The sequence below is a fragment of the Mesorhizobium sp. M4A.F.Ca.ET.022.05.2.1 genome, assembly GCF_003998845.1.
Lineage (GTDB): Bacteria > Pseudomonadota > Alphaproteobacteria > Rhizobiales > Rhizobiaceae > Mesorhizobium.
Genome location: NZ_RZOJ01000144.1, coordinates 1 through 12,795, shown reverse-complemented (window position 1 = coordinate 12,795; position 12,795 = coordinate 1). Strand labels below are relative to the sequence as shown.

At 65.0% G+C, this 12,795-nt stretch carries 9 protein-coding genes, 1 tRNA gene and 1 pseudogene; 8 read left to right on the top strand and 3 right to left on the bottom strand.

The features are described from left to right. Window positions 1-521: pseudogene (locus EN745_RS17155) on the bottom strand (magnesium transporter); the annotation flags it as partial. A gap of 389 nt (window positions 522-910) precedes the next feature. On the opposite strand from EN745_RS17155, the gene EN745_RS17150 reads away from it, so the two are divergent. The 7 genes from EN745_RS17150 (at window position 911) to EN745_RS17120 (ending at window position 9,796) form a co-directional block, all read left to right on the top strand. Continuing rightward, window positions 911-1,582: a response regulator transcription factor gene (locus tag EN745_RS17150; RefSeq protein ID WP_245487753.1), complete on the top strand. Its 672-nt coding sequence runs from the start codon at window positions 911-913 to the stop codon at window positions 1,580-1,582. Window positions 1,583-1,703: 121 nt separating this feature from the next. Beyond that, window positions 1,704-2,894: an aminotransferase class V-fold PLP-dependent enzyme gene (locus EN745_RS17145; protein ID WP_126054045.1), complete on the top strand. Its 1,191-nt coding sequence runs from the start codon at window positions 1,704-1,706 to the stop codon at window positions 2,892-2,894. Window positions 2,895-2,906: 12 nt separating this feature from the next. Further along, entirely contained in the window at window positions 2,907-3,863 is a 957-nt protein-coding gene (locus EN745_RS17140) for a CoA ester lyase (protein ID WP_126054044.1), read from the top strand. Between the two features lie 18 nt (window positions 3,864-3,881). Continuing rightward, window positions 3,882-5,069 carry a malate--CoA ligase subunit beta gene (locus tag EN745_RS17135; protein ID WP_126054043.1) on the top strand — a complete coding sequence of 396 codons (1,188 nt, stop codon included), beginning with the start codon at window positions 3,882-3,884 and terminating at the stop codon, window positions 5,067-5,069. A 14-nt stretch (window positions 5,070-5,083) separates the two neighbouring features. Continuing rightward, window positions 5,084-5,983 (top strand): succinate--CoA ligase subunit alpha, encoded by a 900-nt coding sequence (gene sucD, locus EN745_RS17130; RefSeq protein ID WP_126054042.1) that lies wholly within the window; start codon window positions 5,084-5,086, stop codon window positions 5,981-5,983. Between the two features lie 88 nt (window positions 5,984-6,071). Continuing rightward, on the top strand, window positions 6,072-7,040 hold the full coding sequence (locus EN745_RS17125; protein WP_126054041.1) for a D-glycerate dehydrogenase: 969 nt from the start codon (window positions 6,072-6,074) through the stop codon (window positions 7,038-7,040). A 71-nt stretch (window positions 7,041-7,111) separates the two neighbouring features. Then, window positions 7,112-9,796, top strand: coding sequence for a phosphoenolpyruvate carboxylase (locus EN745_RS17120; protein WP_127421835.1), 2,685 nt, complete (start codon window positions 7,112-7,114; stop codon window positions 9,794-9,796). 144 nt (window positions 9,797-9,940) lie between these two features. On the opposite strand, the gene EN745_RS17115 is transcribed toward EN745_RS17120, so the two are convergent. Beyond that, window positions 9,941-10,025 (bottom strand) — tRNA-Leu (locus tag EN745_RS17115). 237 nt (window positions 10,026-10,262) lie between these two features. Here EN745_RS17115 and lipB point away from each other — a divergent pair. Further along, window positions 10,263-11,006: a lipoyl(octanoyl) transferase LipB gene (gene lipB / locus EN745_RS17110; RefSeq protein WP_127421834.1), complete on the top strand. Its 744-nt coding sequence runs from the start codon at window positions 10,263-10,265 to the stop codon at window positions 11,004-11,006. A gap of 19 nt (window positions 11,007-11,025) precedes the next feature. On the opposite strand, the gene EN745_RS17105 is transcribed toward lipB, so the two are convergent. Beyond that, a complete protein-coding gene (locus EN745_RS17105; protein ID WP_127421833.1) occupies window positions 11,026-12,276 on the bottom strand; it encodes a site-2 protease family protein in 1,251 nt (416 codons plus the stop codon). Window positions 12,277-12,795: the final 519 nt, after the last annotated feature.

Genomic DNA, 12,795 nt, shown 5'->3' with positions numbered 1-12,795 from the left:
GTCCAGAACGGCGGCACGGCGACGAATTCCGTCTGCATGCGCCGACCGGCCGACTCCTCCGGATAGTCGAGCGAGCGCCTGAGCCTGATGCGCTCGGTGAACGGCAGTTGCGACAGGATCTCGTCCTGGTCCTCCTGGTCGAGGTCCTCCAGAATGTAGACCGCGTCGTCGGAATCGAGCTCCTGCACCGCCTGCGCGATTTGCTCGTTCGGCAGATTGTCGACGATGTCGAGACGGATCGCCTCGTCGACCTCCGTCAGCGCGGAGAAGTCGAAGTCGGAACCGAGCAGTTCGACCAGCGCGCGGCGCTGCTCCGGATGCAGCGCCTCGAGCAGGTCGCCAAGCTCCGACTGGTGCAGGTCGCCGACGTCACGCTTGAGGGTCAGCGTGTCGCGGTCGGCGATGGCCGCGCCGACATGGGCCAGGAAGGACGACAGGACGGCGCCGTCCTCGCCATAGATGTCGGCGTGGGCCTCCTCATGCGGCCTGGCGTCGGTCGTCTGATTGTCCTGGGCTTCCACCAGCGCCTCCCGCCGTCAGGATTCCGGAAAAGCTAGAGTTCAGGTCTAGAGCATCGAACCCAAAGGGGAAACCGCATTTGGGAAATCCGACGCGCGAAAGAATGATGGTTCGGCAGCACGATTCGATTTGCGAACCTATCGCTCTAACGCCCGGGAATATCAAACGAAATACGCTCTTTCCCGCCCGATCAATTCCATTGGTAGGAGACATCGTCCGGTAACCACCGAAAAAGCCGATTCCACCAAAAGAGGATGCCGGTCCGGCTTCAGGCGACGCGACAGCGCATGTCGCTGGGGAAAGAGCACGCCCGCGCGGTTGCGGCAGAATTGTCAGAATGCAGGACCACGATCGGGCTCGCCCCGGCCGCAAAGAGAAAAACCGGAAACCCTTGACGACGAAGCCGGAGAGAGGAAACGGGTCAATTGAGGAGCGACGCGTTCGCGTGATCGTCGCCGAACGCAATCCGCTCGTCGTCTCGGCCCTCCGTGAAATGCTGGAATGCGACGGCCGCTTCGAACTCGTGGCTTCGGTGCAGAGCGGCAAGCAATTCCTGGACTTGGCTGCGGAACCTGAATTCGACGTCGCCGTCATCGGCTGGAAGCTCTCCGACATGGACGGTGCCGACATCCTGGCCGAAGTCCAGAGCCGCAAGCTCGACGTGCGCATCACCGTCTTTTCCAACGACCATGACATCGGCATCCTCAAGCAGTGCGTGCGGCTCGGCGCCCAGGGCTATTGCTTCCAGTTCGATGATCCGTCGATCATCTTCGAGACCATCCTGGCGGTGGCGCATGGCCGCATCTGCATCCCTTACATCGACATCAACAAGGTCAATGACACGCCGTTGGCCCAGCTCACCGTGCGCGAGCGTGAGCTCCTGGCGGTGCTTTCTGACGGATGGACCAATCTGCAGATCGCAACGCGAACCGGGATTTCCGAGAATACGGTGAAGTATCACCTCAAGAATCTCTACGACAAGCTCGACGTCCGCAACCGCGCCATGGCGGTCGCGCTTTATTCGAGCGAGAAGCGCCGCGCGCCCAAATCGCCTTTCGGGTAGGACGACCGGGTAGGCTGGGCCTACCCGCGCGCGGTGACAACTTACCCGCCAGAGTGTTGTTGCTCAGGCCCACCCAAACGACCCTTCCTCTACCATCCCAAACGACCGGAGGAGTTCGAGCATGGCTGGGTTCACCCATCTTTTCATTCCAGGACCCACCAACATTCCGGAGCAGGTCCGGCAGGCCATGAACCTGCCGATGGAGGACATGCGCGCCTCCTCGTTCCCGGATCTGACCTTGCCGCTGTTCGAGGACATCAAGAAGGTCTTCAAGAACGAGACCGGCCGCGTCTTCATCTACCCGTCGTCCGGCACCGGCGCCTGGGAATCGGCAATGACCAACGTGCTCAGCCCCGGTGACCGGGTGCTGATGTCGCGCTTCGGCCAATTCTCGCACCTGTGGGTCGACATGGCCGAGCGTCTCGGCTTCGAGGTCGACGTCATCGACTGCGAATGGGGAACCGGCGTCCCGCTCGAGCTCTATGCCGAGAGGCTGCAGGCCGACAAGGCGCACCGCATCAAGGCTGTGTTCTGCACGCAGAACGAGACGGCGACCGGCGTCACCAGCGATGTCGCCGGCTGCCGCGCGGTGCTCGACGACGCAAACCACCCTGCCCTGCTCTTCGTCGACGGCGTCTCGTCGATCGGCTCGATCGACTTCCGTCAGGAAGAATGGGGCGTCGACTGCGCCGTCAGCGGCTCGCAGAAAGGCTTCATGCTGCCGGCCGGCCTCGGCTTCCTGTCGGTCAGCCAGAAGGCGCTTGCCGCGTCGCGGGTCGCGACCCACCGGCGTTGTTACTTCTCCTTCGAGGACATGATCCGCGTCAACGATACGGGCTACTTCCCCTATACGCCGGCCACACAACTGCTGCGTGGCCTTCGCGCCTCGCTCGACCTGATCGCCGCGGAAGGGCTGGAGAACATCTTCGCTCGCCACCATCGCCTCGCTGGAGGCGTGCGCAAGGCCGTCGACGCCTGGGGCCTGAAGCTGTGCGCCAAGACTCCGCAATGGCACTCCGATACGGTCAGCGCCATCCTGGTGCCCGAAGGCATCGACAGCGCCAACGTCGTCAAGCGAGCCTACGGGACCTACCAGACATCGCTCGGCGGCGGCCTCAACAAGGTGGCCGGCAAAGTGTTCCGCATCGGCCATCTCGGCTGGCTGAACGAGGTGATGGTGCTGGCCTCGCTGTCGGCCGCCGAGCTGACGCTGCTCGACTGCGGCGTCAAGCTGGCGCCGGGCTCCGGCGTCGGCGCCGCCATCCAGCACTTCCGCGCCTCGGCCGCCGTGCCGGTTGCCGAAGCCGCCTGAGGAGGACCGACCATGAGCCACACCATCAACCACCTGAAGAAGCTCCGGCTGCAGCGCAGCGAGCTGGCGGTTCCGGGTTCGAGCCCGGAGATGATCGAAAAGGCGGCGAACAGCGCCGCCGACTTCGTCTTTCTCGACATCGAGGACGCGGTCGCGCCGCCGGACAAGGAGCGCGCCCGCAAGAACATCATCGAGGCGCTCAACGACATCGATTGGCGCGCCAAGGGCAAGACCGTCTCGGTGCGCATCAACGGCCTCGACACGCACTACATGTATCGCGACGTGGTCGACGTCATGGAGCAGGCCGGCGATCGGCTGGACACCATCCTGGTTCCGAAGGTCGGCGTGCCGGCCGACCTCTATATGGTCGAGGCCATGGTCAACCAGATTGAGATGGCCAAGGGTTACAAGACTCGCGTCGGCCTCGAGGCGCTGATCGAGACAGCGCTCGGCATGGCCAATGTCGAGGCGATCGCTGCCACGCCGGGCCGGCTGGAAGCGATGCATTTCGGCGTTGCCGACTATGCCGCAAGCAACAAGGCGCGCACCGTCAACATCGGCGGCCTCAATCCCGACTATCCCGGCGACCAGTGGCATTTCGCTTTGTCGCGGATGACTGTCGCCTGCAGGGCCTACGGCCTGCGCGCCATCGACGGGCCGTTCGGCGATTTCTCCGATCCCGAAGGCTACAATGCGGCCGCAAGGCGTGCCGCGGCACTCGGCATCGAAGGCAAATGGGCGATCCATCCATCGCAGATCGCGCTCGCCAACGACGTGTTCTCGCCGCCGGAGAAAGAGGTCACCCGCGCCAGGCGCATCCTGGAGGTGCTGAAGGAGGCGGAGGCGCTCGGCAAGGGCGCGGCTGCGCTCGACGGCAAGATGATCGACGCGGCGTCGGAACGCATGGCGCGCAACGTGCTGGTGGTCAGCGAGGCGATCGAGCGCGCTGGCCAGGCCGCGACCCACTAAGAGTTTTCGGAGGAAAAAATGGACATTCACGAATATCAGGCCAAGGAACTGCTCGCCCGCCACGGCGTGCACGTGCCGCGCGGCGGCCTCGCCTACAGCCCCGAGCAGGCGACCTACCGGGCGCGCGAGATCGGCGGCTCGAGATGGGTGCTGAAGGCGCAGGTTCACTCCGGTGCGCGCGGCAAGGCCGGCGGCATCAAGCTCTGCGCCAACGACGAGGAAATCTCCAACGCCGCCGAAGCCATGCTCGGCCGCAAGCTGGTGACCCAGCAGACCGGCCCGCGCGGCAAGCTGATCTCGCGCCTCTATCTCGAGGAGGCGGTCGACATCGCCCAGGAGCTCTATCTCGGCTTCGTGCTCGACCGTAAGGAAGAGCGCGTCATGATCGTGGCGTCGGCCGCCGGCGGCATGGAGATCGAGGATATCTCCGAAAAGAAGCCGGATTCGATCATCCGCGCCACGGTCGATCCCGGCGTCGGCATGCAGGGCTTCCAGGCGCGCGAGATCGCTTTCGGCCTCGGGCTCGAGAGCAATCTGATCGGCAAGGCTACCGAAACCATCCTCGGCTGCTACCAGGTGTTCCGCGATTACGACGCCTCGATGCTGGAGATCAATCCGCTGGTGGTGACCCGCGACGGCAGCCTGGTCGCGCTCGACGCCAAGATGTCGTTCGACGAGAACGCCCTGTTCCGCCGCCCGGAGATCTCCGAATTGCGCGACAAGAGCCAGGAAGACCCGCGCGAAACCTTCGCCAGTGACCGCGGCCTTTCCTATGTCGGCCTGGAGGGCAATATCGGCTGCATCATCAATGGCGCCGGCCTCGCCATGGCGACGATGGACATGATCAAGATCGCCGGCGGCGAGCCGGCCAACTTCCTCGACATCGGCGGCGGCGCCTCTCCGGAGCGGGTGGCGAAATCCTTCCGCGCCGTGCTCGGCGACAAGAATGTCGAGACCATCCTGGTCAACATCTTCGCCGGCATCAACCGCTGCGACTGGGTCGCCGAAGGCGTCATCAAGGCGATCCGCGAAGTCGGCGTCGACGTGCCGCTGGTGGTGCGGCTCTCCGGCACCAAGGTCGAGGAAGGACGCAAGATCCTGGCCGATTCGGGCGAGGCGGTGATCGTCGCCGACACGCTGGCCGAAGCCGCCGAAAAGGCCGTCGCCGCCTGGCGCGCGGCCGCCAAGAAGAAAAAAGCAGCCTGAGGGAGGTCGAAAAAATGGCAATCCTGCTCAATCGCAGCACCCGCGTCATCGTCCAGGGCTTCACCGGCAAGATCGGCAGCTTCCATGCCGAGGACATGAAGCGCTACGGCACCAAGCTGGTCGGCGGCGTCACCCCCGGCAAGGGCGGCCAGACCCATCTCGGCCTGCCCATCTTCAACACCGTCAAGGGCGCCGTGCGCGAGACCCGCGCCGAGGCCAGCATTGTCTTCGTGCCGCCGCCCTTCGCCGCCGATTCGATCATGGAAGCGGCGGACGCCGGCATCAAGCTTTGCGTCTGCATCACCGACGGCATCCCGTCGCAGGACATGATGCAGGTCAAGCGCTACATGCGCCGTTATCGCTTCGAGGACCGCATGCGCCTCGTCGGTCCGAACTGCGCCGGCGTCATCACGCCCGGACAGGCGCTGATGGGCATCATGCCCGGCAGCATCTACCTCCCCGGCCGCGTCGGCATCGTCGGCCGCTCCGGCACGCTGGGCTACGAGGCGGCCTCGCAGATGAAGGCGCTCGGCATCGGCGTGTCGACCAGCGTCGGCATCGGCGGCGACCCGATCAACGGCTCGTCCTTCAAGGACATCCTGCAGCTCTTCGAACGCGACGAGGATACCGACGCCGTGGTCATGATCGGCGAGATCGGCGGTCCGCAGGAAGCCGAAGCCGCGATCTGGGCGCGCGACAACATGCGCAAGCCGCTGATCGCCTACATCGCCGGGCTTTCGGCGCCGAAGGGCCGCCGCATGGGCCACGCCGGCGCGATCATCTCCGCCTTCGGCGAGTCGGCGCAGGAAAAGGTCGAGATCCTGAAGGAAGCCGGCGTCGTCATCGTGCCGACTCCCGCCTCCTTTGGCGAGGTCGTGGCCGACACGCTGGCGCGGACCAAGAAGGCGGCGTGACGGCCGCTGAAGGCCACATAACGCAAGTGAAAGTCTGTATCGGGCCGGCGCAAGCATCGCGGCGGCCCGTCGATCGGCAGGAAATTCGATGAAACCGCGTTTGATTGTCACCCGCAAATGGCCGGCCGCCGTCGAAGCGATCCTCGCCGAGCGCTTCGACACGACCCTCAACGCAGACGACACGCCGCTGAGTGCTGCCGCGATGACTTCCGCCTTCGCGGATTTTGACGCCATCCTGGCAACGGTCAGCGACCGCTTGCCTTCCGCCGTGTTTCCCGACGGCGACGCCCGCACCCGCATCATCGCCAATTTCGGCGTCGGCTTCAGCCATATCGATGTCGCGGCGGCCCGCGACCGCGACATCGTGGTGACCAACACGCCTGGCGTGCTGACCGATTGCACCGCCGACCTCGCGCTTAGCCTGATGTTGGCTGTCGCGCGCCGGACCGGTGAAGGCGAACGGCAGCTGCGGGCCGGAGAGTGGCGCGGCTGGTCACCGACCCACATGGCCGGCGCGAAGGTGTCGGGCAAGACCTTGGGTATTGTCGGCATGGGGCGCATCGGCAAGGCGACGGCCAGGCGCGCGCATTTCGGCTTCGGCATGAAGATCGTGTTCTTCAATCGCTCGCCGGTCGATGATGAGGAGACGCGCGCCATGAGCGCGGTGCAGATGCAGACTCTGGAAGGTGTGCTCGCGGCATCCGATTTCGTGTCCCTGCACTGTCCGGGCGGCGCGGAAAACCGCCATCTGATCGATGCCCGAAGCCTGCGGTTGATGAAGGATAGCGCGTTCCTGATCAACACCGCGCGCGGCGACGTCGTCGACCAGGACGCCCTGATCGGCGCGCTGCAAAGGCGCGAGATCGCCGGCGCTGGCCTCGACGTCTTTGCCGAGGAGCCGGCCGTTCCGGAGGCACTGAAGCAGTTGGAGAATGTCGTGCTGCTGCCGCATCTCGGCAGCGCGACCGAGGAAACGCGGGTGGCGATGGGCATGAAGGTGGTGGAGAACCTGACCGCCTTCTTCGAGGGGCGTCCGGTTCCCGACCGGGTCGCCTGACAGCCGGCGCCACCCTCGATTCAGGGCGCGGCTACAGCGGCAGCCGATGCGGACGGGATCAGGAGAGCGCTTTGGAACAGAGCAGACGCATCAAGTTTCGTGAGGATGAGCGCAGCCTTTTGTTGCGCCTGCTGCTTCAGGTCGCAAGCGCGCGCGAGCCGGAGATCGCCGCCGTTCTGAGCGGACGCAGGTCGCTTGTCTCCCTCGCCCCCGAGCAGCGCATCCCGGCGCTCCAGGCGAGCGGCGTATGGTTCCAGTTGCTGGCGATTGCCGACGAGTTGCTTGCCATGCGGGCGCGCCGCGAACTCGAACAAGGCGCCGGTGTCGATGAGGTGCCCGGGTCCTTTGCCAGCGTGATCGCGCAGATGGCAGCGAACGGTCACTCCGCGAAAGAAGTCCAGACGGCGCTCAGCGAGCTTTGTGTCGGCCCGACCATGACCGCGCACCCGACGGAGGCCAAGCGCGTCACGGTGCTGGAGATCCACCGCCGTATCTATCGCAAGCTGACCGAGCTCGACCAGCCGCGCTGGGCGCCGCGCGAGCGCGACCTGCTGGTCGCCGATCTGGAAAGCGAAATCGAGCTTTTGTGGATGACGGGTGAACTGCGGCTGGAGCGCCCGACGGTCGAACGCGAAATCGCCTGGGGCCTGCATTTCTTTCGCGAAGTCATCTTCGAGGCGACGCCGCAGCTCTATGGCAAGCTCCAAGGCGCCTTCGAGCGTCACTATCCGGAAGAGCCGATCAGAGTTCCCTCCTTCATGCGCTATGCTTCGTGGATCGGCGGCGACCGCGATGGCAATCCCAACGTGACGGCCGCGGTCACGGCCCATGCCATGGCCGAATACCGCAATACCGCCATAGGCTGGTATCTGGCGCAGGTGCAGCGGCTGGTGTCGGTGCTCAGCGCCAGCTCGAACGTTATCGACCTGCCGGCCAGCTTCGAGCCGGTGCTGCAAACGGCGCTCGATAAAAGCGGACAGGGACACGAGCTCGCCGCCCGCAACCCTGACGAACCACTTCGCCAGTTCGCCTCGGCCCTGCTTGCCCGGCTGATCGCCACGCGGGATGGCGGGACGCCAGCGTACCCCTCGGCGGAGGCGTTTCGGACCGATCTCAACGCCCTGTCTTCAGTGCTCGAAGCGATCGGCGGACGCGCGGTAGCCAGGCGTTTCGTCCAGCCGCTGCTTTGGCAGGTCGGAAGCTTCGGCTTCCGCACGGTTTCGCTCGACGTCAGGCAGAACTCCACGGTCGTCAACCGCGTGCTGGCCGAGCTGTTTGCGCTGACAAATCCCGCTGACCCGGTGGCAGTCGGCACGCCGCTATGGTCGGCGCGCATTCGTGCTGCCTTGAGCCAGGGCGAGCAGCTGAAGATCAACGCAGACCGGCTCTCGCCTGAAGCAGGCGAACTACTTTCGACGTTCTCGGTCATCGCCAGGCACATCTCCGGATCGGATGGCGACGCGGTCGGCGCTTTCGTTCTCAGCATGACCCGCTCGGCCGACGACCTGCTCGCTGTCTATCTGCTGGCGCAATATTGCGGCCTTTCGACCGCGCCCGGTGGCGGCGGCACAATCCGGCTGCGGATCGTGCCCTTGTTCGAGACCATCGCCGATCTGCAGGCCGCCCCGGGCATCCTGAACGGACTGCTCGGCGTTTCGCTGGTGAGGCGCACGGTGCAAGATTTCGGCGCGCGCCAGGAAATCATGCTCGGCTATTCGGACTCCAACAAGGACGGCGGTTTCCTGGCCTCCAATTGGGAACTGGCAAAAGCGCAAAAGCGCCTCGCGGCGATCGGGCGCAAGCACAAGGTCAGGATCAGTTTCTTCCACGGCCGCGGCGGCTCCGTCAGCCGTGGCGGTGCGCCGACCGGGCGGGCAATCGCGGCGCAGCCGGCAGGCACCGTCGCCGGAACCATGCGGGTGACCGAGCAGGGCGAGGTCGTCTCGTCGAAATTCGCCAATCGCGGCACCGGCCTCAACCAGCTCGAGATTCTCGCCGCTGGCGTGCTGGCTCACAGTGTAGGATCGCCCGGCGATGTCGAGCTGAAGGAAGCGCCGGAGTTCGACGAAGCGCTGGAAGCGCTGGCAGGCATGTCGCAGGCATCCTATGCCGGGCTGATGGCCGAGCCCGGCTTCCTCAACTATTTCAACCAGGCGAGCCCGGTCGCGGAGCTGGCGCTCTTGAAAATGGGTTCGCGGCCGGACCGCCGTTTTGGCGCCAGCGGCATCGCCGACCTGCGCGCCATTCCATGGGTGTTCGCCTGGAGCCAGAACCGTCATCTGTTGACCGGCTGGTATGGCATCGGCAGCGCGATGAGCTCCTTCGTCACCGTGCGCGGCGAGGCCGGGCGCGACCTTCTGGCCCGCATGTTCGAGCACTCGCGCTTCTTCCGCCTGATCGTCGACGAGGCCGAGAAGACGCTTTACCAGTCCGACATGGAGATCGCGCGGCTCTACGCCGGCCTGGTGTCCGACAGCGATGCGGCCGGACGAATCCACGCCCGCATCGCCGCTGAATATGAGTTGACGCGACGCCTGATCGGCGACCTCACGGGAGGCGATCTCTCCGCGCGCTTTCCGATGTTCAAGCGGCGTTTCGACAATCTGCGGCGACAGATGGATGACATCCACCGGCTGCAGGTCGATCTGCTGCGTGAAGTTCGCGCCAATACCGGCGCAGCGGATCAAAAGCGGGCGACCGACGCCCTGCTCGTCTCGATCAACTGCATCTCGGCGGGGCTGAGGTGGACGGGGTAGGACCGGCCTTTGCCGAGCTGCCTGCATCACCGGCGGCATTGATTCCTACGGGCGATCGCTTCTGATTTGCCCCGCGCGGGCGGCCGCAAGCGCTCGCGCCAGCCTAAGTCCAAAGGCTGTTCAAAGGAACTTTCGGGAAGAGATTGGTGCGGTCGAGAAGACTCGAACTTCCACGGGTTGCCCCACAGCGACCTCAACGCTGCGCGTCTACCAATTCCGCCACGACCGCACGTGGTAGGAGCCGGAACGAACCGGCTCGGGGCCTGTAGCAAATCGTTTCCGGCGAAACAAGTGCGCCGCGCGGAATATTCGCCAATGCATGTCGCCCAAAAGTGCGTAGCGGTTTTGGGGGAACGACATGCATCGGACAGAGCTGCCGGCATAACGTCCCACAGCTTCGGAAAATGCCGGGGAACTGGACGTTTGCAGCCATTGCCGCCATATGAGAGGGCACAAGAGATTTATCATGCCAGAACGCAGCCAGATCGCCACGTCGTTCCTGCCCCTGCCCGGTTCAGCACCTGTCGAATGGGTGATCGAGCCTGGCCTCACCGCCTATCCCGAGGCGATCGCCTTCATGGAGGCGCGCGCCGAGGCGATCCGCAGCGGTGCCGCCGGCGAGATGGTCTGGCTGGTCGAGCATCCGCCGCTCTACACGGCCGGCACCAGCGCCCGCATCGAGGACCTGATCGAGCCCGACCGGTTTCCGGTCTTTTCGGCCGGCCGCGGCGGCGAATACACCTATCACGGTCCTGGCCAGCGGGTCGCGTATGTCATGCTCGACCTCAAGCGCCGACGCGAGGATGTGCGCGCTTTCGTCGCCGCGCTCGAAGAGTGGATCATCGCAACGCTTGCCGCCTTCAACGTGCGCGGCGAGCGGCGCGAGGACAGGGTCGGCGTCTGGGTGGTGCGGCCGGATCGCCCCGCGCTTGCCGACGGCGCGCCGGCCGAGGACAAGATCGCGGCAATAGGCATCCGGCTGCGGCGATGGGTGAGCTTTCACGGCATCGCCATCAATGTCGAGCCGGAGCTCGGTCACTTCACCGGCATCGTGCCCTGTGGCGTCGAGGACCATGGCGTCACCAGCCTGGTCGACCTCGGCCTGCCGGTGACCATGGCCGACCTCGACCTGGCGCTGAAATCCGCTTTCGAACATGTGTTCGGCCCCGCCGCCGCTTCAGCCGTCGAGGCGATCCGCAAGGCCGGCTGAAGCCTGTGCCGGATTCGGCTCATACCAGTTGCGCCGACGCCCATAGCACCCCGTAGCCGTGGATGGCGAAGACCGCGAGCAGCGCGCCGGCCATGGCGAAACGGTCAAAGGTGCGAATCGGCTTCAACTCATGGCGCGGCTTTACCGCGCTGCCCATGGTGAGCAGGCTGAGGATCAGGAACACGACGCCGGACGCAAGCAGGAAGCCCGGCGAAAAGCCGGCCAGCCAGCCGAGCGCCAGCAGGGCTGACAGCAGCAGGAACGAAGCCAGTGCCAGCGCGATCGGTCCGGGGCAGATCTGGCGCAGCACCTGGCCGCCGTCGAACTTCCACACCGGCACCAGATTGGCGATGTTGAAGAGCGCGGAAAAGCCTGCCAGCGTCGCCAGCAGCGCGGCGACTGCGCCATGCCCCTCGCCTCTGGCAAGCCCGCTGGCGGCAATCAGCACGGGCACCAGGAAGGCCGAGAAGCCGGCGCCCATCAGCGCCACGAAGGCCACCTCGAAGCGGCTGTCGTAGGGCCTGCCGCCGATGGCGATACCGCCGAGCAGCGGGATGAAGATCATGCGCGCCCTGCTATGTCCCATCAGCCGGAATGCCGCCATATGGCCGAGCTCGTGCAGGGCGACCACCGAGGTCAGGATCGCGGCCAGCGCCAGGCCGCCAAGGCTGAGGCCGAAGAACGGCCACAGGATGAAGGCCGAAAGCACGGCGAATCCGACCTGGCTCAGCGGATGCTCGAACCAGCCGCCCTTGCGATACTCTCCGGTCCTCGCCCAGCGCTGCAGCTTGCCGAGCTCGCGACGCATGGCGAAATAGCGGAAGATCAGGAACGCGACGCCGCGATAGCGATCGGTCTGGCTGAGACTCACCCGGGTCTCGCCGCCTTCGGCCGCGAGCTCGATGGTTTCGCGATAGTTTGCCCAGAACGAGGCATCGAGCGAAGAATCGTCGAGGACGCGCATGGAGAACCGGCTGGGCTCGACGACATTTTCAAGCGCGACCCTGCGTTCGATCGGCTGGCCATCGCGCCCCTCCCAGGACAGGGTGATCCGGGCCATGCCCTCCCCATCCAGTGCCTGCGTCGAAACGATCTCGCCCGACCAGCCGGCATCGCTGCCGAACGGCCATAGCGCCTGCCAGAGCCGATGGCGGTCCGCCGCCACCAGCCGGGAGACCGTGACCGTACGCAAACCCAGCGGCACGGTCATCAGCAGAAAAATCAGTCCGAGATTGCCGGCCAGGAGGATGGCCATCGCGATCGGCGACACCGGTATTGCTCCCTGTCTTCGGTGCAACCTAGCGTCTTGGCGGACAAGAAAAGCTTAACGTCGAAGCGCTTGCGACAGCCGGCCGCAAGGCATGGTCCTCACATGGCGCCAATCCAGATCGCCATGGAAATCAGAAACGTGCTCATGCAAACGAGCGACACAACATCCTGAACAAGGTCCGACATAACTCTCTCCAGTTGTTAGTATGTTCGTAATTTGTTCTAATTTTGTTCGAATGTCAACGACCGCAAAAAGGCGCCGCCCGGAAATTTCGGGCCCTCAATCCGGCAGGGTTAAGGAAAGGTTGACAGGCGAATGCGCGCCGGTCTTGCGTTCACGGCGGACAGAAAGTCTTGGCAGTCAGGTCGCCGTGCACGCCGAGATTCGGGGCAGGCCGAGTCGAGAATGGTGGGTTCCGAGAACCGGAGCGGAGCGCACTTGAAGTACGTGAGCACCGGAAGCGCAGGAAGCCGCCTTTCGCAGGCCGGCCTCACCCGAATATCGCCGTGACCTAAAGGG